Origin of the sequence: Methylomonas sp. EFPC1 (assembly GCF_016925515.1) — a bacterium.
In the GTDB taxonomy this organism is placed as follows: domain Bacteria; phylum Pseudomonadota; class Gammaproteobacteria; order Methylococcales; family Methylomonadaceae; genus Methylomonas; species Methylomonas defluvii.
The window spans coordinates 317,618-341,947 of the sequence record NZ_CP070494.1 but is presented as its reverse complement, the minus strand read 5'-3'; the positions used below and the strand labels follow the sequence as shown (position 1 = coordinate 341,947).

26 protein-coding genes are annotated in these 24,330 nt (G+C 49.8%); 13 read left to right on the top strand and 13 right to left on the bottom strand.

Annotated elements, in window-relative coordinates:
• Positions 1-36: 36 nt before the first annotated feature.
• The 4 genes from JWZ98_RS01550 to yihA form a co-directional block, all read right to left on the bottom strand.
• Positions 37-552 carry a septal ring lytic transglycosylase RlpA family protein gene (locus JWZ98_RS01550; protein WP_205452767.1) on the bottom strand — a complete coding sequence of 172 codons (516 nt, stop codon included), beginning with the start codon at positions 550-552 and terminating at the stop codon, positions 37-39.
• Positions 553-655: 103 nt separating this feature from the next.
• A complete protein-coding gene (locus JWZ98_RS01545) occupies positions 656-1,051 on the bottom strand; it encodes a glycine zipper family protein (protein ID WP_205452765.1) in 396 nt (131 codons plus the stop codon).
• Entirely contained in the window at positions 1,051-1,434 is a 384-nt protein-coding gene (locus JWZ98_RS01540; protein ID WP_033158507.1) for a hypothetical protein, read from the bottom strand. Before JWZ98_RS01540 ends, JWZ98_RS01545 begins: the two co-directional genes overlap by 1 nt.
• Positions 1,435-1,752: 318 nt before the next feature.
• Positions 1,753-2,373, bottom strand: a complete 621-nt coding sequence (gene yihA / locus JWZ98_RS01535) for a ribosome biogenesis GTP-binding protein YihA/YsxC (RefSeq protein WP_033158506.1) — start codon at positions 2,371-2,373, stop codon at positions 1,753-1,755.
• Positions 2,374-2,484: 111 nt separating this feature from the next.
• On the opposite strand from yihA, the gene JWZ98_RS01530 reads away from it, so the two are divergent.
• The 4 genes from JWZ98_RS01530 (at position 2,485) to JWZ98_RS01515 (ending at position 7,101) form a co-directional block, all read left to right on the top strand.
• Positions 2,485-3,168, top strand: a complete 684-nt coding sequence (locus JWZ98_RS01530; protein ID WP_205452763.1) for a c-type cytochrome — start codon at positions 2,485-2,487, stop codon at positions 3,166-3,168.
• A gap of 351 nt (positions 3,169-3,519) precedes the next feature.
• Positions 3,520-4,125, top strand: coding sequence for a thiol:disulfide interchange protein DsbA/DsbL (locus tag JWZ98_RS01525; RefSeq protein ID WP_033158503.1), 606 nt, complete (start codon positions 3,520-3,522; stop codon positions 4,123-4,125).
• A gap of 125 nt (positions 4,126-4,250) precedes the next feature.
• Positions 4,251-5,777: a GGDEF domain-containing protein gene (locus JWZ98_RS01520; RefSeq protein WP_205452762.1), complete on the top strand. Its 1,527-nt coding sequence runs from the start codon at positions 4,251-4,253 to the stop codon at positions 5,775-5,777.
• 13 nt (positions 5,778-5,790) lie between these two features.
• Positions 5,791-7,101, top strand: a complete 1,311-nt coding sequence (locus JWZ98_RS01515; protein ID WP_033158501.1) for a GGDEF domain-containing protein — start codon at positions 5,791-5,793, stop codon at positions 7,099-7,101.
• A 126-nt stretch (positions 7,102-7,227) separates the two neighbouring features.
• Here JWZ98_RS01515 and JWZ98_RS01510 read toward each other — a convergent pair whose 3' ends face one another.
• Positions 7,228-7,914, bottom strand: coding sequence for a hypothetical protein (locus JWZ98_RS01510; RefSeq protein ID WP_033158500.1), 687 nt, complete (start codon positions 7,912-7,914; stop codon positions 7,228-7,230).
• Between the two features lie 237 nt (positions 7,915-8,151).
• Positions 8,152-9,852, bottom strand: coding sequence for an exo-beta-1,3-glucanase (locus JWZ98_RS01505; protein ID WP_033158499.1), 1,701 nt, complete (start codon positions 9,850-9,852; stop codon positions 8,152-8,154).
• Between the two features lie 255 nt (positions 9,853-10,107).
• On the opposite strand from JWZ98_RS01505, the gene JWZ98_RS01500 reads away from it, so the two are divergent.
• The gene (locus tag JWZ98_RS01500; RefSeq protein ID WP_033158601.1) at positions 10,108-11,838 is read left to right on the top strand and encodes a multicopper oxidase domain-containing protein; all 1,731 of its coding nucleotides are present in this window, start codon (positions 10,108-10,110) and stop codon (positions 11,836-11,838) included.
• A gap of 462 nt (positions 11,839-12,300) precedes the next feature.
• A complete protein-coding gene (locus JWZ98_RS01495; protein ID WP_205452759.1) occupies positions 12,301-14,937 on the top strand; it encodes a UPF0182 family protein in 2,637 nt (878 codons plus the stop codon).
• A 34-nt stretch (positions 14,938-14,971) separates the two neighbouring features.
• Here the strand turns inward: JWZ98_RS01495 and JWZ98_RS01490 are convergent, their stop codons facing one another.
• Positions 14,972-15,409 carry an Rsd/AlgQ family anti-sigma factor gene (locus tag JWZ98_RS01490; RefSeq protein ID WP_205454372.1) on the bottom strand — a complete coding sequence of 146 codons (438 nt, stop codon included), beginning with the start codon at positions 15,407-15,409 and terminating at the stop codon, positions 14,972-14,974.
• A gap of 109 nt (positions 15,410-15,518) precedes the next feature.
• On the opposite strand from JWZ98_RS01490, the gene JWZ98_RS01485 reads away from it, so the two are divergent.
• Positions 15,519-16,340 (top strand): hypothetical protein, encoded by an 822-nt coding sequence (locus JWZ98_RS01485; RefSeq protein ID WP_205452758.1) that lies wholly within the window; start codon positions 15,519-15,521, stop codon positions 16,338-16,340.
• Positions 16,341-16,415: 75 nt separating this feature from the next.
• Here JWZ98_RS01485 and JWZ98_RS01480 read toward each other — a convergent pair whose 3' ends face one another.
• The 4 genes from JWZ98_RS01480 to JWZ98_RS01465 all read right to left on the bottom strand — a co-directional run bounded on the left by JWZ98_RS01480 (position 16,416) and on the right by JWZ98_RS01465 (position 18,729).
• Complete coding sequence (locus JWZ98_RS01480; RefSeq protein ID WP_240348174.1) at positions 16,416-17,000, bottom strand: hypothetical protein; 585 nt, start codon at positions 16,998-17,000, stop codon at positions 16,416-16,418.
• Entirely contained in the window at positions 16,967-17,800 is an 834-nt protein-coding gene (locus tag JWZ98_RS01475; RefSeq protein WP_205452756.1) for an SDR family oxidoreductase, read from the bottom strand. Before JWZ98_RS01475 ends, JWZ98_RS01480 begins: the two co-directional genes overlap by 34 nt.
• Complete coding sequence (locus tag JWZ98_RS01470; RefSeq protein WP_205452754.1) at positions 17,797-18,387, bottom strand: DUF4124 domain-containing protein; 591 nt, start codon at positions 18,385-18,387, stop codon at positions 17,797-17,799. The genes JWZ98_RS01475 and JWZ98_RS01470 overlap by 4 nt, the downstream gene beginning before the upstream one ends.
• Before the next feature lie 126 nt (positions 18,388-18,513).
• Positions 18,514-18,729: a hypothetical protein gene (locus JWZ98_RS01465; protein WP_205452752.1), complete on the bottom strand. Its 216-nt coding sequence runs from the start codon at positions 18,727-18,729 to the stop codon at positions 18,514-18,516.
• A gap of 186 nt (positions 18,730-18,915) precedes the next feature.
• Here JWZ98_RS01465 and JWZ98_RS01460 point away from each other — a divergent pair, with 186 nt between their 5' ends.
• Positions 18,916-19,749, top strand: coding sequence for a thymidylate synthase (locus JWZ98_RS01460; RefSeq protein WP_205452751.1), 834 nt, complete (start codon positions 18,916-18,918; stop codon positions 19,747-19,749).
• 77 nt (positions 19,750-19,826) lie between these two features.
• Here the strand turns inward: JWZ98_RS01460 and smbP are convergent, their stop codons facing one another.
• Positions 19,827-20,162 (bottom strand): small metal-binding protein SmbP, encoded by a 336-nt coding sequence (gene smbP / locus JWZ98_RS01455; RefSeq protein ID WP_205452749.1) that lies wholly within the window; start codon positions 20,160-20,162, stop codon positions 19,827-19,829.
• A gap of 211 nt (positions 20,163-20,373) precedes the next feature.
• Between smbP and nth the strand changes: the two genes are divergently transcribed.
• From nth to JWZ98_RS01430, 5 genes are all read left to right on the top strand, one after another.
• Positions 20,374-21,009 (top strand): endonuclease III, encoded by a 636-nt coding sequence (nth, locus tag JWZ98_RS01450; protein ID WP_205454371.1) that lies wholly within the window; start codon positions 20,374-20,376, stop codon positions 21,007-21,009.
• Positions 21,010-21,115: 106 nt separating this feature from the next.
• Positions 21,116-21,697 (top strand): hypothetical protein, encoded by a 582-nt coding sequence (locus JWZ98_RS01445; protein WP_205452747.1) that lies wholly within the window; start codon positions 21,116-21,118, stop codon positions 21,695-21,697.
• 29 nt (positions 21,698-21,726) lie between these two features.
• Positions 21,727-22,308, top strand: coding sequence for a DedA family protein (locus tag JWZ98_RS01440; RefSeq protein ID WP_101051455.1), 582 nt, complete (start codon positions 21,727-21,729; stop codon positions 22,306-22,308).
• Positions 22,309-22,311: 3 nt separating this feature from the next.
• Entirely contained in the window at positions 22,312-23,163 is an 852-nt protein-coding gene (locus JWZ98_RS01435; protein ID WP_205452745.1) for a DUF692 domain-containing protein, read from the top strand.
• Complete coding sequence (locus JWZ98_RS01430; protein ID WP_033158485.1) at positions 23,163-23,921, top strand: putative DNA-binding domain-containing protein; 759 nt, start codon at positions 23,163-23,165, stop codon at positions 23,919-23,921. The genes JWZ98_RS01435 and JWZ98_RS01430 overlap by 1 nt, the downstream gene beginning before the upstream one ends.
• Here the strand turns inward: JWZ98_RS01430 and JWZ98_RS01425 are convergent.
• A complete protein-coding gene (locus JWZ98_RS01425) occupies positions 23,899-24,234 on the bottom strand; it encodes an ASCH domain-containing protein (RefSeq protein WP_205452743.1) in 336 nt (111 codons plus the stop codon). The two genes, JWZ98_RS01430 and JWZ98_RS01425, sit on opposite strands and share 23 nt — an antisense overlap.
• Positions 24,235-24,330: the final 96 nt, after the last annotated feature.

The following is a 24,330-nucleotide window of genomic DNA, read 5'->3' as shown; positions in this document are numbered from 1 at the left end:
CTTCGGTGCAAAGCGCAGCAACATGCACTGAGCTGCCTAACTTCCCAAATATTCCACCGTCACTTCCGCTAATCCGTGCATACCGATCTGTTCCGCCGCGCCCTGGGACAGATCGATAAGTCGATTAGCCTTGAATGGCCCCCTGTCGTTGATCACCACATCCACAAAACGGCCGTTACGCAGATTGGTAACCCGAACTTTAGAGGGAATCGGCAGCGTTTTATGCGCCGCCGTCATGCCGCGCGGATCGAAGCGGTCGCCATTGGCCGTAAAATTACCGGATTCTGCGCCATACCAGGAAGCCAATCCCTGTGCTTTGTACCCTAGCGCGCTGTGCAGCGGGGAATAAGTTTTACCTTTGACTTTATAGGATTTGCTGTAAGTGGTCTTAGTCGTACCGGTCAGCACAGCTTGATCGTCAGTCCGTTGCAGCGTCGGCACACTGGAACAGGCACTAAGTAGACTAATAAACATCAGCGGCATAACTGTATGCCATTGCCGCACGTTGAGGCTAAATCGGCTTGAAAAAACCGATACCGTGTTTAAAAACATAACTGTTTCTCCGCGAGGAAGACTGCTTAAACAAGCAGTCTTCAATGGATAGAGTTGAAAAATTCAGACGAGATTGTCGAGCCGGATTGTCCTGACGGATTGCTCAGTTAACTACTCGATGGCCGCGTTGGCGTAAGCAGTTGTTGTAGGCGTTTTTATAGCGGTCTTCGGATTGAATACCTTGTTTGGATGCACCACCGATACCGCCGGCAGCTGCACCGATAGCCGCGCCTTTTCCAGGGCTGCCGAGCACTGCGCCCAAAGCGGCGCCACCGGCCGCGCCAATCAGGCCGCCAACGCCGGCGCCTATCGCGGCTTCTTTCGCAGTGCCTCCGGAGGCTTGCGATGCCAATTGCTGGCACTCATGCATATCCTGATTCAAGCGGTAAGAATTTGGGTTATTGTAAGCATCGACGGTTGGCGTCCAGCCGGTTTGCGAAGCGCAAGCCGATAACAACAGACACGCGGCGGTGACTGAACAAACTGTTAGCTTCTTCATTATCTATTCATCCCATTGCCAATCCACGAACCGGCGGCAGCACCGATACCGGCCGCCAATGGGTCACCGCGGCCCATCTCATAACCCATCGCACTACCCACCAAACCGCCAACCAAGCCTTGCGGAGAACGTTGGTCGTACCCACCATATCTGACGGGCGGGGGTGGCGGTGGCGCGTAATAGCGCTGTTGCATGGGCACATATTCCACTACTCGCTCGGGCACATACACCCGCTCCACAGGGTAAGCAGGGTAATACTCGCGTCCATAACCGTGACCGTGATGGTGGTGCCGATGATGACGATGCTCGCCCCAATCGTCATCGGCCAAAGCCGCTGACGAAAACAACAAACCGATCAACATGATTTTTGTCACTCTGAACATATATGACTCCTTGTTGGGAAATTATTCAGTTGCGGCAAATTCTAGGGAGACTGGCTTAAAACAGAATTAAGGGCAGATTATGATCGGATTAAGAATCTCGCCGCGCTGATTAGCCCGTTAAGCAACGAAATCAGCAATTATCTGGGCATATCCTTGACCGACCTTGACGGCCCTGATTCGTCATTAAACAGAACGGGCGAAACTGCATTCGCGGTGGGTTGTAAAATACTTAGCGTTGTTTTTGGACCGTTTCAACTTACGTTTGAAGTTGAAAGTCTACCGAACATACCTTTGGGTTTCTCGTCAGAACAGCGAAGCCTACTCTTCCGACACCACCATCTTCCTAAACCCAAACCACTCATCCAAAACCTGGTGCACATCGTCAATGCCGACTTTGTTCAATGCGGAAAACAATTGCAAAGTCACCACAATATCAGCCTGACTCAAATCCCGTTGCACCTGCAATAACGTAGTCTTGGCCGCGCCGAATTTCAGTTTGTCGGATTTGGTCAACAGAATGTGCAAGGGCAATTTGCGATGCTCACACCACTCGACCATTTGCCAATCGAAATCGGTGAGTGGGTGACGAATGTCCATGACCTGGACGATGCCGCACAGGGCTTGGCGGTCGTGTAAGTAGCTTTCCATCATCTGCCGCCAATCTTTTTTGATGGCTTCCGGCACTTTGGCGTAACCATAACCGGGCAGGTCGACCAGTTTGCGTTGGGCGTCTATTTCAAAAAAATTCAGCAATTGGGTACGGCCGGGGGTTTTACTGACGCGGGCCAAGGCATTTTGTTGCACCAGCGTATTGATTGCACTGGATTTACCGGCGTTGGAGCGGCCGGCGAAAGCGATTTCCATGCCTTGGTCGGGCGGCGCGTCCTTCAGTTTGGGAGCGCTGTTGATGAACTTGGCTTGGTGGTAGATGGGATTCATCACAGTCTCGCTTAGTGTTTATAAATCGGTTAGAATCCAGGCATTATAACGTCCGGCGGCTGACATCAGCTTGCTTTATATCGAATCAACCTTCCTGAGCAGGGGCCCATAATGATAAAAAAATTGCTGACTGTTTCCATCTCTTTGTTGTTGGTAACTGCCGCCGGCCAAGTGAACGCGCAAGGTAATGCCAGCGCCAGCGCCGGAAAAACCAAAGCCGCCAGTTGCGCGGGCTGCCACGGCGAAGACGGTAACAGCACGATGCCGGCGTTCCCGAAATTGGCGGGACAGCATCAAACTTATTTGGTTAAGCAATTACAAGCGTTCAAGAGCGGCGCGCGCTTGGCCCCGATGATGGCGCCATTGGCGGCGGGCCTTGACGAGCAAACAATTCAAGAGCTTGCCAGTTATTATGCCAGCAACAAAATTTCCACCAATCCGGCGCCCAAACTGCCGGCGAATGACGACGACGATGCGCCCGCAAAAACCCCTGAGCAAGAAAAAGCCGCACTGGATGCCTTAATTACGCAAGGTAGCGACTTATACCGTAACGGCAATATCAGTCGCGAAGTGTCGGCATGCGTGGCATGCCACGGCCCTTATGCTGAAGGCAATAAACCGGCCTCATTCCCGTCCCTGCATTCGCAGCACGCCGATTATCTGATTAAAAGTCTGACTGATTTCAAAACCGGTGCCCGCAGCAACAACCGGGAGAACATGATGCACATGATCGCCACCAAAATGACTGACGAGGATATTAAAGCGGTTGCTTATTACATCTCCACGATGAAATAAGCCTTCGTTATCCGGCGGAGTTGCTGCTCTGCCGGAATTTGACCAGTCCTTGACTCACAAGGATTAAATTCTCTTCCTCGTTCTTGTCGCAACCTGCCTTCCTCGTTCTGAAAGCTCTCTTCCTGAAGGCCGGCGCCGAAGCGATGCCTTGAAAACTGGACAAGGTCAGCTCCGCAACAGATTGGGTTAGATTACAGAACTGCGTTTGCTTGAATGTTACGGAGTGAGGGCTGACGAGGCGCGGACCAGTCATTGACTGGGCGAATACGTTCGATTTTTTTGTCAAATTGTTTACGCATCTGCGTGTAAACATGGTTTTTTATCGGGAATACATTATTACGGAGAACGTTGATGTTAAAAATAATCGCATTGTTGGGACTGTTGGGCTTTTCTTCGCTGGTAAATGCAGAAGGCGGTTACGAAGCCATAACGCCGGCACAGCCGGTACAAAATCCGGACAAGATCGAAGTGATCGAGTTTTTTTGGTACGGCTGCCCGCATTGCTATAGCCTGGAGCCGTCTATGGTGGAATGGCTGAAAACCAAACCCGCCAATGTTGAGTTTATCCGTCAGCCGGCGGTATTCAGCGATCTGTGGGGCAAGCATGCCAAGGCCTATTTTACGGCCGAAGCTTTAGGCATTTTGGATAAAGTCCACGCCGATCTGTTCGATGCGATTCAGAACAAGAAGCAAAAATTAGTCAGCGAAGACGAACTGGCTAAGTTTTTTGCAGATCATGGCGTTAAGGACGAGGATTTTCGCAGTGCTTTTAACTCATTTTTGGTCGATGCCAAGCTGCGTCAAGCCGAATCTACCGGTCCTCGTTACGGTATCAGTGGCGTACCTGCGCTGATTGTCAACGGCAAATACAAAGTCACCGCTCAATCGGCCAAATCTCAAGCCAACATGTTGACCGTAGTCAACCAATTGATCGCACAAGAGAGCCAGAAAAAATAAACACCCCACTAATGAATTGCCGCACAAGGACGTGAGGGGCGAATGCTGATTGTAGGATATTCTTCACAAATTCAACGATAGTCTATAATCAAGCGACTAAGAATTTAAGAATTAGGGCACGTTTCATGGTTTTTTTTAAAAACAAGGATGAGGGGCCGGACAGATGGAAGGAAAAATACCTCAAGCTGTTGGACGACCAGGAACACACTGAAAAACAATACAAAGCCAACGAAGAGTTGTTATGCAAAACCATCGTCCGTTTTGCGCTGGCCGTAAAAGGCCTGAATCGGCAACTTGATCCTCACTTAAACCGTATTCGCAATTTATTAAAAAGCGGCCTGCAAAGTCAGCAATTGCAGAAAGAGCTATCGGCTTTTTCTAATGCGCTGATAATGCTGGAAGAATCGCCTGAGCCTTCGCTCATGGACGCTTCATTGCTGTTCGAGTTTCTTGGCAAACAATATCCCCAACACTCGGATCAGCTTGATGAGATTCGCGAAAAATACGAAAACCGCCTGTTCAGTAACAATCAGGCCTTTTATCTGGCACTGTTGGAGCTTATAGAGGGCAACAAGCCGCTTACCAACATGGACTTGGCCTTGGAGCTAACCGGAGCGGATGCTAAAGCCATCAATATTCAACTGGTTCGTTTGTTGGACAATGCGGAAATTCCGTTGGTTTTTGCCGAAGACGCCGAAAAGATCAAAAACCGGCTGCATGCCGATCAAGCCTTAGGGCCTATTTTTGACGATACGGTTGCATTGCTGTTGGCGATAAAAAAACATTTGGAATCCGAACAGCAGGAGATGGCGGCATTTTTGTCGAAATTGACCGAGCAATTAACCGAGTTAGGTGTAAAAGCGACCGGCGTTAACGCCGCCAACGAAATAAGGGTTAAAAAGCGCAATCTGCTGGATCAGGCCGTATCCGAGCAAATTATGGAGCTACGCGAAAAGTCGGAGAACGCGACGCAGCTTGAGCCGCTGAAGCAAATTGTCAGCAGTCGATTAACCACTATCACGCAACAGATCCAAGCACACAATCTCCAGGAACAGCAGGAACGCGATAAAACCCAACGGGACATGCAGATCCTGTCGCAAAGGCTGCGGGAAATGGAGTCCGAGTCCTCTGAGTTGCGCTCGAAACTGGATCTGGCCCAACATCGAGCGACCCGCGATCCGTTGACTAATCTACCCAATCGGTTGGCGTTCGAGGATCGATTGGCGGATGAGATGGCGCGTTGCCGACGGCATAAATCGCCGATGACACTAATGGTTTGGGACGTGGATCTGTTTAAGAGCATCAACGACACTTATGGCCATAAAAGCGGGGATAAGGCCCTGATTGTGATAGCCGAATTATTACTCAAACACTGCCGGGAAACCGATTTCGTGGCGCGTTTCGGCGGCGAGGAGTTTGTGATGATATTACCCGGCGCTGATGCCAAATCCGCCTTGGTGATCGCGGAAAAGCTTCGAAAAACCCTGGAAAACAGTAGCTTCAATGCCAATGGCAACAAAGTGTCGATCACCTTATCCTGCGGAATGAGCCAATTTATCGATGGCGACACTAACGAATCGATTTTCAATCGAGCCGACTCAGGTTTGTACCGCGCCAAACAAACCGGCCGTAACCGCTGCGTTGTCGTGTAACCAAGTCTGATTCATGGCAACTGCTAACCCTTATTCCGCACCGCTCGATAACGAAAAGTTTTTATACAAGCTCGTTATTCAGCTGCTGATTTTTTGCCAAGGCAGCCACAAGTTGTTGGAGCCCCATCTTCTGGCAATAGGTGCAAAATTGCGCAGCGGCGCGAATGCGCAGGAACTACTGCCTGAGTTGCAAGCGGTTTCTAAAACTTTGTTACACATTTCCAAGCAAGCCAAGCAGAATGTGAGCGTCGGGGAAGACGATGCTACTGAGTCACAACACAACTATTTGCTGGAGCGTTTGGATGAACTGCTTGGCGAAACTGAGGTGCCTTTACGTTTTCAGCAGCAGACGTCGCTATTAAAGCAACGGGTCAGAGCTAATCTCAGCGAGGATTCGTATAAGAAAGTCATCGACTCAGCGATTACATTGTTGCTGAACATCAAGGATTACAGCGCCTCCGAGCAGAAAGGTATCGATGTATTTCTCGGCGATTTAAGCGAGAGACTGGACGAGCTCGGCCAAGACGTAGAAACCGCCGGGCAAGCTAATCGCGCGTTGATTGATGATCGCGAGATTATGAACACCGAAATTCACAGGCAAGTCGGTAATCTAAAGGACTCGACACAGGCGGCTGAAGAACTCGATTTGCTGAAGAACCAGACAGCCGAGCATCTTGATCGTTTGCTGGAGCGGTTACTTGAGCATAAACAAATAGAGGATGAAAGGCAGCGGGATGCGCAAGAAAAAATTGACTCAATGACGCAAAAATTACAGGAGCTGGAAACTGAGACCGAGACCCTGCGCGTTAAACTTAAAATAGAGCACGACAAAGCCCTAAGCGATTCCTTGACCGGATTACCGAATCGTCTGGCATATAACAATCGTGCGGAAATGGAATTGAAACGTTGGAAGCGTTATAAAGCGCCGCTAGCGCTGATCATTTGGGATATTGATTTTTTCAAGCAAATCAATGACACCTACGGCCACAAGTCCGGCGATAAAACCCTGGCTTTGGTGGCTCAGCTATTGTTGAACAACTGCCGGGAAACGGACTTCGTTGCCCGTTACGGCGGCGAGGAATTTGTCATGCTGATGCCCAACACTAGTGCACTTCAGGCGCTGGAAATGGCGGAAAACACCCGCAAGATGATTAAAAGCTGCGGATTTAATTCTAACGGCGAAAATATCAATCTAACTCTGAGCTGCGGTATCAGTGAGTTTATAGACGGCGACATGCATGACGATGTGTTCGTGCGAGCCGATCAGGCGCTCTATCAGTCCAAACAAGGTGGGCGCAATCGCTGTACGGTGTTCGAACGATAATCTTTACGAGTCCCCACTTTTTTGGCGGCTCTTTTAGAACACTTACTATCTAGCGCAAAAAGTTAGTCTTTTAGCATCGCCTCTACAAACGCACTCCCCACAACGGAGCAATCTGTTCGCTTACTCTCAGCCAAATAAAAATGGATAGCTAACCGATCTGAACGGTGTATTGGCTGTCAGGCAACGGTCGAATATGCCTATTGCCTCATCGCAGGAGATGATTTCCTGCTGACTGTCCAGGATATAGTGGGCTAAATTAAGGATACATTTCCAGTGGCGGCGATTGTCGATAAAGCGAAAAGCCTGAAGCAACAATTCCTGCATTTTCTCTTCCCGCTGACTTTTTGACGCGATGAAGTGATCCAGGTAACTGAGCGCCTTTTCCAGATCGCTGCAGCCGCCGTAGTTATGTAAGGCATTGAAACTTATTAGATTGATATTAAAAACTTCGTCATCGCGAATGGACACGTATTTGGCTTCCGCCAAAGGCCCAACCAATAAGTTGACAACATCCGCTTCGTAAGCGCGTTGACAGGCGTGCTGCTGATTATCGTCGGATAAGTCGTTAAAGCTTTCCACGACAGCAATCGGCAAGTTTTGGATTAAGTTACCGTCTACGACTTTCGCAAAAAAATCGTCGTAAGCGTTAACGGGCCGTTTGACATGTATTTCAAAAAATACCGGAGGTAATTGTTTTTGGCGATTGCCAAGATGGATAGCCGCGGCATGACCGGCTTCATGAAAAGCTGTGCGCCAATTGAGTTCGTTAGGGTGCACGAAAGTTGACGTAGTTGAATAGTAGTTTCGTTCCATAGACAGCAACCTCATCCAGAAAAAAGATGCGGCCCAAGGGCCGCATTGAGGAAGGATATTAAAACTCTTTACCCTTTAGGAGAGGGAGCGCATACATAAGAGTTGCATACAGTTTAATGCTGGAAGCGCGTTTTGAAAATGTGACAAATTGACGCGCGGCAAACTGTCACTCAATATAACAACGACTTTTCGGGTTGAAAAACAGGTATTACGGCGTCATACCCGTTAACGTAAAACTTAAGCGTCCTGTTTACTGCGATGCTTAGTCCAGAACGGCAAGGACAGCATAAGCAAACAAGCCAGCCAGCCAAGCAATTGTTGGTTGTACAAGGTGTAGCTCAGCGCAAAGGGTAGGCCTTCTGAAAAGCCAGGGTGAGCTTGAATGAAATCCCGGCCATCCATAAAGGCTTTGGCTTCCCCGAATATCAGCGCGATAGCGCCAAAACTCAGTAAATAAGCCAAGAATCGATCACGGCGGCTTTGCAAGTTCCCACCAATTAGACTGTCAAACGCCAAAACTCGGCCATTGAATTTACGCTCCTTTAGCCATAGGCAAGCAATCAAACCGAACACCCCAAAAGCCGGAATGGCAAACTGCTCGATCGGAAAGCTCAAATAGCGCCCATTCATGGCTAGTCCGTAGGTTTTATAAAGCGCCAGCAATATAAAGATTAGATAACCGGCTCTCAAGCTATTGGCCAACTTAATGCTGCCTGGTTTATCGATCAAAATATCGCTACCACGTTCAAGCAGCAGCGCGCCGAGAATCGTATTCGCGATCACCAGGGCTACGGTATAAAGCCTTTGCCAAGTGCTGTAACTGGTGTACCAGAGAAAATCGGCCAATGTCACCAGGCAAACGCTGAAGACTTGCGCCAGGGTGAAAAACGCCAACATGCGGATCAGCGAGGCTTGCTCCAGCTTTTTGGAATACCTCGCGATTGCCAACAGCCAGATCAGCGTGGCGACGGCAAAGCGGATCGGCCAATTGGGTGCTTCGTTGACCGGGCCGGTCAACGGAAATACCGGTTCGCGGTCCGCAGAAAACAAGCCCCAGTTGGCCCCCACCACGCCTTCCAGTTCACTTTTCCAAGGTTGGTTAAAGGCTTCGACGATGTTGTAATCAAAGCCGTGGCGATTGGCGACCTGGATCATGCCGCGAATGAATTTGGCTTCGTTGACGACGCCGGGAATGGCCATGCCGCGCTGTCTGCCGGCGCTGGGCCAACCGGACTCTCCTATCAATATAGGTTTGCCGGGCGCGATGCCACGGGCTTCGTCTTCCACCTGTTTGACAATTTTTTCCAGATGCTGCGAGGCATTCTCCACCGAAATGGGTTCATCTTCCCAATACGGCAGGATGTGAATGGTGATGAAGTCCACTTCGTTGATCAGTTTGGGGTACTTCATATACATCGACCACACGTCGGCATAAGACACGGGTTGCTTGACCGCTTTCTTCACCTCGCGGATGTAGCCGATTAGCCTGTCGACATCCATATCGCCGCGCAATAGCACTTCGTTGCCGACGATCACTCGTTTCACCACGTCGGGGTTTTCATTGGCCGATTTGATCAACGCATTAACTTCATTACTGTTGTCTTTGTAACCGTAACCCAGCCAGGCGCCCTGGATCATCTTCAATCCGTGTTTGCGAGCTAACGCCGGAGTGGGTTGCTGGCCGCCAAGGCTGGAGTAAGTGCGGATGCATTCCGTTTTGTCTGCCAGCAGACGCAAGTCTTCATCGATATGTTCCGGCAACGGGAATTTTTCTTCCAGCGGACTAAAGCCCTCCCGAAACGGCGCAAAGGACAGGCTCATCAACTTGCCGGAGGGCACGTCCGTGCCAGCGTCTTGTGGCTGATTGTTCAACCAGGCGAAACTGCCGTGAACTAAAAAAATGAAAATCAAACAAAGCAATACTCTGATGCTGGGCATAATCTGACTGAGTGGTCTGTTGCAAAAATGAGGCTGATTGACTGGCAATAATCGCTCGTCATGGAATTATAAGGCATTAGCCGCCTTCCAGAATTACATCGTTTGGCAGCTAAGTAATAACGGTCAGGATTGTCGCGAGTTCATTAAATATTTACTGTACTTTACCCATGGGTTCTGGTTACAGTATCTGGCTTTTCTGATATTCGGAAACCTTATTAAGGCTTCCGTCAATTCGTCTGTTTTATGAGGTTTTGTATGCATAAAAAGGTTATCCCCATTCTGTGTGGCGCCATGCTGCTTCCGGCGTCGCAATGGGCTGTGGCGGCGGTAGACAAACTACCGGCGACCAATAGCGTCAAGATGGGTGCGGCAGAGGAAGTTTGTTCCGAATTTACCGATGCCAAGTGGCGTGATGCGCAAGTGATCGACGGAGTCGAAATACAAGAATCACGGATGTGTAACCCCGATAATCCTGCTGAAATCGCTGCTTTTGTTAAAGGCACCAATAATATTTCAATGTCTACCTTAATGGAGACACAACTCGCTGCCGATGCCATTACGCTCGGCGAAGATATGGACGGCGACGGCGACCCCGACCACTATATTATCAAGCTGGAAATTGCCGAATTGAACGGCCATTCTCCGGACATGAAAGACCCCACCACCACCTTTGACATTGCCCCCGGCATTCAACCGACTTTCTGGGTATACGCACCGAAAACTCGGGATATGTCTACCTTGAGCTTGTACGAGCCGGTGGCCAATCCTTTATTGCGCGCGCCATCGCCAACTATCCGGGTCGAACAAGGCGATATTGTGTGGTTGGTGCTGGAAAACAGCCATTACTTTCCACACTCAATCCACTTGCATGGAGTGGATCATCCTTACATGGATCATAGCGGCGAAGGCAACGATGGTGTCGGTCAAACCGGCCAGATGGATGTGTTGCCCGGCCAGAGCAAAACCTATGTGATCAAACCGCGCCAACCCGGCACCATGTATTACCACTGCCACGTACAGCCACACACTCATATTCCGATGGGTTTGCAAGGTATGTTTGTGGTCGAGGAAAATCGCCCCAACAACTGGGTACAGGTTTTCAACGTCGGCAACGGACAGGTTCGCCATCCATCGGTGGCGGTCAAAGAAAAATATGCGGCCGAGTACGATCTGCACTATCAATCGGTAGATAAGGAATTGCATGAAATGGTGCGATCCGCCAATGATCCGCGGATCGTTGCCAGGCGCATGAACCAGGAATACGACATTACCGACGCTAGTCCCGATTATTTCATGCTGAATGGTCGTTCATTCCCTTACACATTGCGGGAATCACTGATCCTGATGGAAGAAAATAAAAAGGTGAAGCTGCGGATATTGAACGGTCACGAGGAAGCCTTTGCGATGCATATTCATGGCCACAAGCCTATGGTGACGCATTACGATGGTGTCGATAACGGCCCGAACTCCTATATCAAACGCGACGTACATGGCATGGTACCCGCCCAGCGTATCGATCTGGAATTAAGCGGTGTTGACGATGGCTTGAACAGTTTTGGTCAAGGCGTCTGGATGTTTCACGACCACGTCGAAAAATCCTTCACTACTAACGGTATCGGCGAGGGTGGTGACATCAGCTTAGTGGTTTACAAAGGTTTTTCCGACGAGAAAGGCATCCCCAAAGTCCATGGCATGAGCCTGGCGCCTTACTTCACCAGAGAATTCTGGCAAGGTAAATACCCGGCCTGGCAAGATTACGATGCCTGGAAGAGCTTAGGTTTGCCGGATATCAGTAATAAAAAGCAAGTAGCTTTTGTGCCGCCACCGCCTCCCCCGCTGAATACGGGCGACGCCGCTGCGAAAGCGGAAGCAGCCGGAAATCAGCCGTCTTTTATTGGGCAATTGCTGTATGGCTTGATACTAGGCGGCTTGAGTTATGTCGGCTTTGCCAATCGCCAGCGGATCATGGCGATGTTCAAAAAGTAAGCGCTAACTGCTCTGCATCAGACCAACGCCGCTGTCGTGCTAAAGCCTCGACAGCGGCGTTTTGCTATAGGCTCGCGTGAAACTGACGCATCGTGTCTTGAGTTATGACGGTGATGCAAAGCAATCTTGTATTGTTATGACCAAAGCGAATTGCGCACAATCCTGCGCCATCTAAAATCCGGCAAAAATTTGCGACCTACTGCCGTTGACGTCAGTTGGCAAGCAGCCCTTCCTGTCATTTGACGGAGGCAATCAGCTATTTCGTAGCGCATTGAACTCGCCTCTTTTCGCCGCGACAAACAACTCGGTAATCCAGCCAACAACCAGACAATATGCCGGACAATCACAATCCGGATTTGGGTGTTAGAATGCTCAGCCATTGATGTTAAGGGAACATTGCCGACCATGTTTGGCGACGTGTTCCGTAAGTAGGCGCTCGGATATCTAAGTAAAGAGGAAATTATGCGTAACTGGAAACTGTTGCCGGCGATCACTTTAGCGACCCTCGCAACTGCTATTGTGCTATATGTCGCGTTCTACTTCGTGTTTCTCGATTTTTTCGTGGATCTATGGTGGTTCCGTTCGCTGGAATTCGAAGCTTACTTTTGGTTGAAATTACTCTACCGATTTATTTTCTCCGGTGCGGTTACTGCGTTTTTCTTTGCTGTTTTTTTATTTCACTTCTGGATTGCCTCTCGCTACCTGGGCCTGAACCCGCCCGATGAAATATTGATGGACGATTCCAAGCGTCGGCGTTTTCAACGCTTTGCCGATGTGTTCATGAGTGGTTCGGCTCGTATCTACACCCCCATTTCACTGCTACTCGCCGTAGTCATTGCCGTGCCGTTCTATTTGCAATGGGAGCAGGCGCTGCTGTTTTTCTTTGGCAGCGCATCGGGCATCGTCGATCCGGTATATGGCAACGACGTGAGCTTCTACATGTTTTCCTATCCGATTTACATGCTGATTCAGAAGGAGTTGTTAACCACAGCGGTTATTGTGTTTTTGGCGACCGGCGTGCTGTATTGGATGGAGCATGAATTTGTCCCCAATCAAAGCAAGGAATTTCCACTGGGTGCGAAGATCCATTTGACGGTGCTGTTTGCATTCGTAGTGCTGTTTGTGGTCTGGGGATTTTTACTGGAACGCTTCGCCTTGTTATATTCCGGGGGTAACGAACCGGTGTTTTTTGGCCCCGGTTTTGTCGAATTGCGTTACAAGTTGCCGATGATTTGGCTTGAAGTCTTGTTCTTTTTGGCGATTGCCATATCGGTAGTTTTTTACGCGCTGTCGGAGAGACATCGTAGTAAAACGCCTATTATCGTTGCCTCGTTGGGTTTTTTGGCTGTTTGGGGCCTGCAAGGCTCTCACACCCTACCTGAGTTGATTGAAAAATTTATCGTCAAGCCTAATTTTACCCGCACCGAAGGTGATTCGATTCGGCATAACATTGATGCCACCATGGCGGCATTCGATTTAAACAATATTAAAACCGTCGATTTCCAGGTCAATCTTGACGCCACCAAAGATATTGAAGCCTGGTCGACCAAAAAACATTTCGAAAACATTCCGGTTTGGGATCGCGAATTTCTGATCGACAGCTATATGCAGTTACAAGGCATTCGGCCTTATTACGGCTTTCCGACTGTCGATGAAGACCGTTATTTTATTAACGGACATCATCAACAGGTCAATCTGGCAGCCCGTGAAGTCAATATCGATAAATTACCCAAGGAGGCGCAAAACTGGGAGAACACCCATTTGCGCTACACCCATGGATACGGCGCGGTCATATCTCCAGCCGCTCAGGATGCCGGCATTCCTATCGTTTGGTACTTGCGCGATTTGAACATGACCTCGGATGTCGGGTTTTCCGTGAAGTACCCCGACATTTATTACGGCCAGGAAAAATATCGCTACGCGATAGTACCGAACAACTTGGCTGTGACCGATATTTCCGGCTCTGCGCCAGGCGAATCGCTGGATTATCAGGGTATCTCCGGCATACCGATTCCGTCGCTGTTCAGAAAAATGTTGTTCGCGTTTTACCTGAAAGACGAAAAAATATTCTTCTCGCCAAACATATCCGCGCAAAGCAAGTTATTGTTGCGTCGTAATATCGACGAGCGAATTACCGCGCTGACACCGTTTTTACACCTGGATAAAGATCCGTATTTGGTTGTTGACAAGGATCGCTTCTATTGGATACAGGACGCCTATACCTTATCCAATTATTACCCTGTCTCCAAACCGGCAGCCGACGATTATCTGGACGGCCAGCACAAGTTCAATTACATCCGTAATTCGGTCAAAATTGTGGTCGATGCCTATGACGGTAGCGTCGATTACTATATTTCCGACCCAAAAGATCCGATCATCAACGCTTACAACCGCGCGTATCCCGGCGTTTTCAAAAATTTGCGGGAAATGCCCGACGAGCTAATGCAGCATCTGCGTTATCCGCGCGACTTGTACTATATGCAGATGAAAATTTACGCTAAATATCATCAAAACAGCCCAGAGTTGTTTTATGAACAGGCAGAAACCTGGCAGTTCGCTTCCGTGGATGGCCAGCCGGTATTACCGTATTTCATTACGATGGACTTTGATCGTTGTAACGATCTGGAGGAATTTGTGATGATTAATCCGATGACCCCGATCCACAGGGACAATTTAAGTATGGTTGGCATTGCCGGTACAGTTGACGATAAAAGCTGCGACCACACTTACAAGCCGGGTATCACTATTTTCAAATTTCCTAAGGCCGTGCAGGTTAACGGACCTTCGCAAGTCAATGCGCTGATCGATCAAAACCCGGAAATCGCCTCGCAGTTTACCCTATGGAATCAACAAGGCTCGGAAGTTAAAAAAGGCCGGATGGTGATATTGACGATGGGTAATTCGATTTTATATGTACAGCCTATTTATATGCTGGCGACCAAAACCAAGATGCCTGAGCTGGCGCGAGTAATTGTTTCGATAGGCAATCAGGTGGTGATGGACAAAACCCTGCAGGCGGCCTTCAGTCGTTTGAAGGATTTGTTTATTAAGGGCGCAGCAGGGCCTGTTTCAGGCGTTTCGGCAGCTGAAAGCAAATAGGCTATCGGAGCTTTTCAGGGGCAATATCTGGGCATCAATGCAGCAGCATGGAGCACAGCCGGTCTTCCAGCTCCATGCGTTCCGCCAGCCGTTCGCCAAGCCTGGATAAATCCTGAGCCAAATTCGCGGTATTAAATTTACGCCTGCCATCGTCGTAAGTGTCGCTGAAAGTAACGGCCGACGCGGTAATGCTGGAGAATGCCGGATATATCTTTTCCGCGTGAGACAACGCTGAAGTTTGATGCTGCTTTTCGGCTATTAAATGTTCGTAGATGCTGAAGTGACCAAGGGATATGTAATCTATCAGCAGTTGCGAAAACTCAGACAACATTGGCCTGATTGCGTTCTCGCTGGAGAATGGCTTCATTTCGGCGAGTTGACAATACAAAGCCCAGACGGCAGAGCGCTCTTCCTGCAATGCTGTCACCAGGTGCAAGTTATTTGAACTGGTGTTGTTAGCTACGGAATTCATTTCAGTCACGGCACGTCTCCCTTTGAAAATTGACGAATCTTAAATTTATGTGAATTATCATGAATATTCAACAATTGATTAAAATATAAGGGAATTTTTCTTAAAAACTGTGATTGACTTTGCACCATCAACTTTTATCTTTGTCGCTTTGCCCTGTGAAGCCAAACCGTTAATTCAGGCATGGCGACTAAAAAAACTACCACAAAAGCAGCCCTTTGCGATTTACAAAAACGCCGACATCGTTTTGGTGATTAGCGGTGTAGGCAAAATCGCCATGGCTGGCGCGGTGGCTTATACGCTGGCGCAATTTCCCGAGGCAACCCAACCTATCCTGCTCAATTTCGGCATCGCCGGACATCGTCACCAGGCGCTAGGCAGTTGCTTTTTGGCCGATAAAATCACCGACGCCGAAACCCAACGCCGTTTTTATCCGCAACTGGCTTTCGATGCCCCTTGCCCCACCCTGCCGCTAATTACTCTATCCCGAGCCGATGTCGAGTACAACGACGAGAATCTACGCGATATGGAGGCTGCGGCGTTTTACGAAATAGCCGTTAAATTCAGTTCCAGCGAATTGATTCACTGTTTAAAAGTGGTTTCGGATAATGCCGAATCGGCACTGGAGAAAATCAATGAGGAGTCGGTGATGGCTTGGGTGCAGGCGCGTATTGCTAACGTCGAAGATATGATCACCGTGCTGACTAAACTCAGAGGATCGCTGCCAACATCGGAAAGTGAGCTATACAAACAGCTGCTTGAACAGTTTCATTTCACGGCGACCAACGCCGCTAAATTGCACACACTGGTGAATCGTTGGCAAGCATTAAACCACGCGACCATGTTCAATTTAGCTGGGACAAAATTTGAAAATGCGAGGGCGTTATTAGCTTGGTTGGAAACCCAGCTAGAGAAGCATCAGTATTATTTGTAGCTATTGCCGGAGATGGCAATGAACGGGGAGGAATGAAAAAATACGGGGTGCCCCGAAAGACACCCCGGGACAGAATTAAAGCATTTTTTTCAAAGCTTCAACGCCTTCTTTGCCGGCAGCTAAATGTTGTTTGGCTTCTTGCAAGTTAGCGGCTTTAGCGGCAGTAATGGCTGCTTTCAAATGGCCTCTAGCTTTATCGGCATATCTGGCAACCTTGTCGTTTGCGTTCAGTTCTTTGATAAAACCAGCCGCTTTTTGGATCAAATCGACAACGGCAGCATCTTCAGCACCATTGTTGATTGCTGCCTCGGCAGCTGTAATACGCGCTACAACTTCATTGATTACATCGGTAGGTTTGTAAGCAGTTCTACCTGGATCAGATTCAGCAACGGCAGCTGTTGAAAAAGAACCCATGGCAGCAGCTAAAGAGAACGCGATAACAGCACTTTTTAAAATTTTCATGTATTGAACCTCACAGTTATTTTTATAAGAACATATAGCTGCTAACCCAACCGCTTTAACCACTACATGTTGGGCCGGGATAATAGCACAGTTCATTCCGTTTGCTAGCCTGTTTATAGCGGTTTTTATGGTTTTTTCGGTGGCAAAAAAATGCCGCTGCGGCCTTATTCGACGCTGACTAGCAGCTTGTCCAGCCATGCGCTGGGCAGCAGCCGTTTCAACCAGGCAAACAAATGCGTGGGTACCGTCACCCGGTAGCGAATTTTCGGCCGATTCGACTCCAATGCATGCGCCACTTTTTCAGCGACTGCACTAGCCGGTAACGTGAAAGGTGCCGCCGGGCCGGGTTTTTGTAGCCTTGCCTCCATCGCTTTATAAGTTTCTTTGTGAAAACTATGCTCGGCATCGATATGCTTTTGATATAAAGCAAAGGCATTTTCCCGGAAACGGCTTGCTATCGGTCCCGGTTCGATCAACACGATATGAATCCCGGTACCACGCAATTCCAGGCGCAAGGTATCCGCCAAGCCTTCCAATGCAAATTTGCTGGCGTTATACGCGCCGCGAAACTTCATCGCCACGAACCCCAGTACCGAGCTGTTATAGATCACCCGGCCATGGCCCTGTTTGCGCATCAGCGGTAATAGCAGATTGGTCAATTCGTGGGTGCCGAACAGATTGGTTTCGAATTGGTGGCGCAGCACATCCCTGCTCAAATCTTCCATGGCGCCGGGCTGGCCGAAGGCGCCGTTATTGAACAGTGCATCGATCTTGCCGTCGGTCAGCTCTATTAACTCGATCACCGCTTGGCGAATGCTCGGCGAATCCGCCAAATCAAGTTGCAGACATTCGAAGCCGTCACCACGCAAACGCTCTACATCCTCAGGCTTACGCGCGGAGCAAATCACCCGATGGCCGCGCTGCTGCAAAAACAGCGCAGTGTGATAACCGATGCCGGAAGAGCAGCCGGTGATAAGCAGCGTTTTGCCGACAATCATGGTTGAACGAGATCAGCCTCGTTGAACAAAAAGGTTTTGCCGCTGCTGCAATTAATCAGAAAATTTAGCTGGTCCGGTTTGCTCTTCCCAGTGAGCTCATCGGTTTCAATTCGCTGACATTCTCCGCTGGCTAAGGCTTTTTGTGCGGCCAGCCTGCGGAATTTTTCGACCTCCGGCAGGCGCGTTTCGAAGGGTTTGACTTGCGCGGGTAGTTTTTCCGGGTCGTAGGGTGGGATGGCGAATGCGGAAAACTGCATGGGGTTTTGCTTAATTAGCGTCTGTGTCATTTCACTCTGAACTCGGGCATCTTGTTTATTTTTGGCGATGGCGTCGAGTTTGGCCTGTTGCTCGGCCTGTTCCTGCGCAGACTGTTGTTTTTTTAATTCGGCTTCTGCGGCTTGCTGCCTTTCCAGCGCATTTAAATCAACACTGCTGCCGGTTTTGGTATTCATCTGCACCGCTTTGTGCTCCACCGTGCAGGGTGACGATTGATAATTCGTGTGGCCGGTGGCATCAGTGCATTTAAATACCCCAGCCCAACTATCCGCGGACAGGCACAGGGCAAAAACGAAGAACAGATTTTTCATTGGATTCCTGTTGATTAAACGCCGAAACAAAACTATTACTCAGCTCGCGATCAGTGTAAATAAATTTTTTCTATTGCCCAGCCCCAGCCTGGCATCGCGCAAAAAATCGGTGGTTTTTGCCGGCTATTAATTTCCGGAAGTGAGCTCGACGGCGAAGTGTATCAGTCTTTTCAGCAATATCCAGCCGCTTACAACGCAGAGGCAGCCATGTTCGCCGCGAAAGCACTTGAGCGAAATACCCGCTGCTTTTTCTCGAAATCCTTGGGCGATAAAGCCACCCCTTATCTCAAACTGAACACGCAGACGGCTAAAGGCATACAGCGCCGTGAGCTTATCCGGCATTTACAAAACCGTGTAGCTTGCTGGGTGGTAGCCGCGCACCTCTTCTCACGGTGATCGACCAGCCATTTTGCCGCACCTCTTAAGCTCTCGGCTGCCTCCATCACGACTCATGAAACACCGCCATGACAGTCGTATTCATCAAGCCGGCAAGTTATACTGCCCGCCAATTTTCGACCTAAGAGCGCTATGCAACCCTACCTGGATCTTCTCGCCGACATCATGAATAACGGCATCGACAAAAGTGACCGCACCGGCACCGGTACTCGGTCAGTGTTCGGGCGGCAGATGCGTTACAACTTGGCTGACGGCTTTCCATTGCTGACGACCAAGAAGCTACATTTCAAATCCATTGCGTATGAATTGTTGTGGTTTTTACGCGGCGATACCAATATCCAATATTTGAACGATCACGGCGTAACGATTTGGGATGAGTGGGCCACGCCAGACGGCGAGCTGGGGCCTGTATATGGTGCGCAATGGCGTAACTGGCTGGGGCCGAATGGCGAGAGTTACGATCAGATGCAGATTTTGTTGGACGGTTTAAAAAATAAACCGGATTCGCGCCGACACATCGTCAGCGGCTGGAATGTGGCATGTTTGCCGGATGAAACCGTTGGTCCGCGCGAGAATGCCGCCGCCGGGCGAATGGCCCTGCCACCGTGCCATGTGTTGTATCAGTTCTATGTCGCTAACGGCAAATTGTCCTGCATGATGACGCAGCGCAGTGCCGATTGCTTTTTAGGGGTGCCTTACAATCAAGCCAGTGTGGCCTTGTTAACGCATATGCTGGCACAGCAATGCGACTTAGAAGTCGGTGAGTTAATCATGTCGTTCGGTGACGTGCATATCTATCGCAACCATTTTGAGCAAGTTGCATTGCAACTTAGCCGGCAGCCCTTGGCGCCGCCGCGGCTGCAATTAAAACGCCGGCCGGAATCGCTATTCTCGTATGAATTTGCCGACTTTGAACTGCTGGGTTATCAGGCACATCGACATATCGCCGGTGCGGTTTCAGTTTAGGGAAGTAGATAGAGACGCTGAATTTGCGTCTCTACCTATTTGATCGCAAATGGATCTATCGATTAGCGGTTAAGAATCTACTTGTTGCCCGCCTTGATATGGTCAACGGCTTCTTCGGCGGCTTTTGTAGCGACATCGGCATGGCCCATTTTGCCGTGTTCAATTGCGCTTTCCAGGGATTTTACCCCGGCATCGAGATGCGTTTTAGAGTCGCCCTTGGCGACTTCAGCACCTTTCTTGGCATGGGTTAAGGCCGCTTCGGCATGCTCAACCAAGACGGGGCTATGGCCGGCTTTGCCGTGGGTGACAGCCTGTTCGGCATGCTTCAAGGCTTCGGTAGCATGTTCTTCGGCGAATACACCGGCACTCGCGAGCAGTAATGCACTAATGGTAATGGCAGTAAATGTTTTCATAATTCCCCCGAATTGAATTGTTGTGGTTTTCCGCACCCATTCTGAGTGCTAGCTAGTGACTTGATGCGCGCGAGTTTGGTTCCAAATTAAATGCGACAATTTAGTTGACTCGTTACTTAGTTCCTTTAGCGGACAAATGACGACGCCACCAATATTTGCCTTGCAAGCAGGGAGAATCCTGGAAAGCTTGGCTTTGAATTCTTTTTTGAGCATGAATAACGAAAAACGCCTACTGATATTCCTGCGCTTGGCCGAAGCCACGCCGAATCCGACCACCGAACTGAATTTCACTACCCCGTTCGAATTATTGGTGGCGGTGGTGCTGTCGGCACAAGCGACCGATAAGGGCGTCAACAAGGCGACTGCCAAGTTGTTTCCCGTGGCGAATACACCGCAGGCGATCCTGGCCTTGGGGGAAGATGGTTTGAAGGAGCACATCAAAACCATCGGCTTATTCAACAGCAAGGCGGCAAATGTCATAAAACTTTGTCAGACTCTACTGGAACAGCATGGCGGAGAAGTGCCGCGTCAGCGGGAAGCACTGGAGGCGCTGGCCGGGGTGGGCCGCAAAACGGCGAATGTGATTTTAAACACCGCATTTGGGGAGCCGACCATCGCCGTAGATACGCATATTTTCCGGGTCGCCAATCGCATCGGCCTGGCGCCGGGCAAAAATGTCCTGGAAGTGGAGCGCAAATTGGAAAAAACCGTGCCCAAGCAATACAAGAAAGACGCGCACCATCTGCTGATTCTACACGGCCGATATATTTGTGTGGCCAGGAAGCCGCGTTGCGGAGCTTGCTGCATCGCCGATGTCTGTGAATTTAAGGCAAAGAATTTAGACTGAATATGCAATAATCAGAGTAGAGCCATAAGGATTACGCATCAGTCGTAAGCCCCGGTAGTAATGTGCCGGAGCACCATAAATAAAAATTAAACGAGAGGATAAACGCATGAAAAAATTTAATAAATCTCCGCTGGCCGCTGCGATGGGCGGTGCGCTTTTGTCCGGCATGGCTGTCAACGCGCAGGCCGATGCCAACCCATTCGCCGTTTCCGAGTTGTCTAGCGGCTATATGCAAGTTGCGACGTCGCATGCAGAGCATTCAAACGGCAAAATCAGTCAGGGCGCGTGTGGCTCTAATGCAATGGACGGCAATGGCATCAAAAAAAGTGAGACCAAAAAAGCTGAAGCGAAAAAAACCGAAGGCTCATGCGGCGAAGGCATGTGCGGCGGCATGATGAGCGGTGGCAAAATGAAAAAAGGCATGGAAAGCGCTTGCGGCGCGATGATGAAGGGTAAAGAAGGCGCTTGCGGCATGGGCATGATGACCGGCGGCGGCATGATGAGTATGGGCAGCATGGGCGGCATGGATCACGGTACCGACAAGTCTAAAAAAGCCGAAGAAGGCAGTTGCGGTGCCATGATGGGTGGTGACAAAAAAGCCGGCGAACATAGCTGCGGTGCCATGATGAAAAACGAAGAAGGTAGTTGCGGGAGCAAAATGGATGCAGACAAAGCAGCCAGCCATTAATTTCGACTCATCGCCAATAGACCGACACTATGGATTTTAATGATTTACAGCAGCTGGTTATCGATTACGGCTATCTAGCCTTGTTTATCGGTACGTATCTGGAAGGTGAAACCATTCTGGTCATCGCCGGCTTTTTGGCGCATGGCGGCTATTTGCAATTAGAATGGGTGATGCTGACGGCGTTTTTGGGTACCTTTGCCGGCGACCAGACCTTTTTCTATCTGGGCCGTTGGAAAGGCATCGCCTTTCTGGAGAAACGTCCGCTTTGGCATAGCAAAACCGACAAGGTTTTCGATTTGCTGCACAAACATCAGATCCCGGTAATTTTGGGCTTTCGCTTTCTCTACGGCGTACGTAACGTCACGCCGTTTGTGATCGGGGCCAGCAAGATTCATCCCTTGAAGTTTTTCTTGCTGAATTTTCTCGGCGCCGGGATTTGGGCGATAGCGGTCGGTTATCTGGGCTACACCTTCGGCCAATTTGCCGAGTCCATCATGGGTCAGGTCAAAAAATACGAAATGTATATCCTGGGCGTATTGGTGGCGATTGGTTTAGCCTTATTCTGGCGCTCTACCCACAAACCGGAAACACCGGACGCACCGGAAGAGTAAGTCATGGATAGCGTTCGCAATCTCGTTCACGGTGCCGGCTTAGGCTTACGGCGTTCGTTTTTGAGCGAGATTGTCGAGTCGCCGCTGGCCCATGTCGGCTTTTACGAAGTGGCGCCGGAAAACTGGATGACCATCGGTGGCAAGTTCGGCAAACAGTTTCGCGCCATGACCGAGCGTTTTGATTTTGTCTGTCATGGCCTGTCGCTGTCGATAGGTAGCAGCGATCCGCTGGATGAGCAATTCGTGCAAGATTTGAAAGTGTTCATGCGCGAGCACGGGATCAAATTCTACAGCGAACACCTTAGCTATTGCAGCCATGGCGGGCATTTATACGACTTGATGCCGATGCCGTTCACCGAAGATGCCGTCAAGCATGTTGCCGCGCGTATTCGCAGGGTGCAGGACATTCTGGAACAGCGCATGGCCATCGAAAACATTTCTTATTACGCCTCGCCGGGCCAGGAAATGGCCGAAATCGATTTTTTCAACGCGGTAGTTACCGAAGCCGACTGCGATGTGCTGATCGACATCAACAATATCTACGTTAACAGTGTCAATCATAGTTACGATGCCGAGACCTTTCTGCGGGCCATGCCTGCCGAACGCATCGCATACGCGCACATAGCCGGCCATTATGTGGAAGCAGAGGATTTTCTGGTCGATACCCACGGCGCGCCGGTGATCGATCCGGTCTGGGCTTTGTTGGGCAAGGCTTACGAGCTTTTCGGCGTGTTCCCGACTCTGCTGGAGCGGGATTTCAACATTCCCTCCTTGCTTGAATTAAGCCAGGAAGTCGATACCATCCAAGCCATTCAGCAGCACTATGCGGCTGGTCGGCAAAAACAGGTAGCCTGATGGCTGCCGATTTTCAGGCTACCCAAAGCCAGTTTGCCGCGTATATTCGCGATCCGCAAAACAATCCGCCGCCGGCAGATGTCGAGCCGCGGCGTATGGCGATGTATCGGGAATTGTTTTTCAACAATATCGACAGTTTTATTGCCAGTAATTTTCCGGTATTGCGAGCCATCCTGAATGATGCGCAATGGCAGGAAATCACTCAGGATTTTTTTACCCGGCATCGCTGCGAAACACCCTATTTCTCGGAAATTGCCGAAGAGTTTTTAGCGTATTTACAAAACGAACGAAATAATCCGGACGATTATCCATTTCTGTTGGAATTGGCACATTACGAATGGGTGGAAATGGCTTTGTCGATTGCCAAGGACACACCAATATTGGGTGACAGCGATTTTCTGGATAAGTTGTTGCCGCGCAGCATCGCGTTATCGCCCTTGGCCTGGCCGTTGCTTTACCGTTATCCGGTACAGGCAATAGGCCCCGGCTTTTTGCCGCTAGAGCCGCCAGAGCAAACCACTTGCTTGATCGTTTACCGCGACAATCTCGACTGCGTGCATTTTCTGAAAACCACCGGTTTGACCATACGCTTGCTGCAAATTTTGCAGGATGAAGGGCCGATGACCGGCGAGCAGTGCTTGCAAGCGGTTGCCACGGAATTCCCGCAACTGGATAGCCAAGCCTTAATGGCCGCCGGCCCGCCGATGCTGCGGGAGCTGGCCGAGAAAGGTATTCTTATTCCGGCTGTTGCCGCTTAAAGCTATGCACCCAGACTAGTCCGTCCTCGTTCCACTCCATGCCGCTGTGCATTTTCAATATTAAATCCTTATACATTGCCAGATTCGGATAACCCTCCGCCCGGGCGTCCGCGTCGCTCATATCGCCTATTCTTTGGCGCTCCACGCTAGTTACTTCAAATACGACGTCTTCCAATACAAAGGTTTCGCCGGGGTAGGCATATAAACCGTCGCGGCGTTGCTGGGTTTTGTCGCCGGCCAGCGTTGCCACCACTAATTTGGGGTGTCGAACCAAACGGTCGATGCTGCAAGATTTTTCGGGATATTCAGTCATGAAAGCGGATGTCCTTGTAGTACGGGATAAAACAGCTTGGCACTTTAAAAGCCTTAAACACGCATTGCAAGCGACTTCCGTTAGCAGTTTCGCAAA

Bases quoted from the DNA above. Each gene is read 5' to 3' on its own strand.
- JWZ98_RS01510 (WP_033158500.1), bottom strand. From the start codon at position 7,914: ATGGAACGAAACTACTATTCAACTACGTCAACTTTCGTGCACCCTAAC.
- JWZ98_RS01440 (WP_101051455.1), top strand. From the start codon at position 21,727: ATGGATTTTAATGATTTACAGCAGCTGGTTATCGATTACGGCTATCTA.
- JWZ98_RS01530 (WP_205452763.1), top strand. From the start codon at position 2,485: ATGATAAAAAAATTGCTGACTGTTTCCATCTCTTTGTTGTTGGTAACT.
- JWZ98_RS01435 (WP_205452745.1), top strand. From the start codon at position 22,312: ATGGATAGCGTTCGCAATCTCGTTCACGGTGCCGGCTTAGGCTTACGG.
- JWZ98_RS01540 (WP_033158507.1), bottom strand. From the start codon at position 1,434: ATGTTCAGAGTGACAAAAATCATGTTGATCGGTTTGTTGTTTTCGTCA.
- JWZ98_RS01425 (WP_205452743.1), bottom strand. From the start codon at position 24,234: ATGACTGAATATCCCGAAAAATCTTGCAGCATCGACCGTTTGGTTCGA.
- nth (WP_205454371.1), top strand. From the start codon at position 20,374: ATGAATAACGAAAAACGCCTACTGATATTCCTGCGCTTGGCCGAAGCC.
- JWZ98_RS01465 (WP_205452752.1), bottom strand. From the start codon at position 18,729: ATGCCGGATAAGCTCACGGCGCTGTATGCCTTTAGCCGTCTGCGTGTT.
- JWZ98_RS01545 (WP_205452765.1), bottom strand. From the start codon at position 1,051: ATGAAGAAGCTAACAGTTTGTTCAGTCACCGCCGCGTGTCTGTTGTTA.
- smbP (WP_205452749.1), bottom strand. From the start codon at position 20,162: ATGAAAACATTTACTGCCATTACCATTAGTGCATTACTGCTCGCGAGT.
- JWZ98_RS01460 (WP_205452751.1), top strand. From the start codon at position 18,916: ATGCAACCCTACCTGGATCTTCTCGCCGACATCATGAATAACGGCATC.
- JWZ98_RS01490 (WP_205454372.1), bottom strand. From the start codon at position 15,409: ATGAATTCCGTAGCTAACAACACCAGTTCAAATAACTTGCACCTGGTG.
- JWZ98_RS01505 (WP_033158499.1), bottom strand. From the start codon at position 9,852: ATGCCCAGCATCAGAGTATTGCTTTGTTTGATTTTCATTTTTTTAGTT.
- JWZ98_RS01480 (WP_240348174.1), bottom strand. From the start codon at position 17,000: ATGGCTGGACAAGCTGCTAGTCAGCGTCGAATAAGGCCGCAGCGGCAT.
- JWZ98_RS01550 (WP_205452767.1), bottom strand. From the start codon at position 552: ATGTTTTTAAACACGGTATCGGTTTTTTCAAGCCGATTTAGCCTCAAC.
- JWZ98_RS01445 (WP_205452747.1), top strand. From the start codon at position 21,116: ATGAAAAAATTTAATAAATCTCCGCTGGCCGCTGCGATGGGCGGTGCG.
- JWZ98_RS01515 (WP_033158501.1), top strand. From the start codon at position 5,791: ATGGCAACTGCTAACCCTTATTCCGCACCGCTCGATAACGAAAAGTTT.
- JWZ98_RS01470 (WP_205452754.1), bottom strand. From the start codon at position 18,387: ATGAAAAATCTGTTCTTCGTTTTTGCCCTGTGCCTGTCCGCGGATAGT.
- yihA (WP_033158506.1), bottom strand. From the start codon at position 2,373: ATGAATCCCATCTACCACCAAGCCAAGTTCATCAACAGCGCTCCCAAA.
- JWZ98_RS01430 (WP_033158485.1), top strand. From the start codon at position 23,163: ATGGCTGCCGATTTTCAGGCTACCCAAAGCCAGTTTGCCGCGTATATT.
- JWZ98_RS01520 (WP_205452762.1), top strand. From the start codon at position 4,251: ATGGTTTTTTTTAAAAACAAGGATGAGGGGCCGGACAGATGGAAGGAA.
- JWZ98_RS01495 (WP_205452759.1), top strand. From the start codon at position 12,301: ATGCGTAACTGGAAACTGTTGCCGGCGATCACTTTAGCGACCCTCGCA.
- JWZ98_RS01525 (WP_033158503.1), top strand. From the start codon at position 3,520: ATGTTAAAAATAATCGCATTGTTGGGACTGTTGGGCTTTTCTTCGCTG.
- JWZ98_RS01475 (WP_205452756.1), bottom strand. From the start codon at position 17,800: ATGATTGTCGGCAAAACGCTGCTTATCACCGGCTGCTCTTCCGGCATC.
- JWZ98_RS01500 (WP_033158601.1), top strand. From the start codon at position 10,108: ATGCATAAAAAGGTTATCCCCATTCTGTGTGGCGCCATGCTGCTTCCG.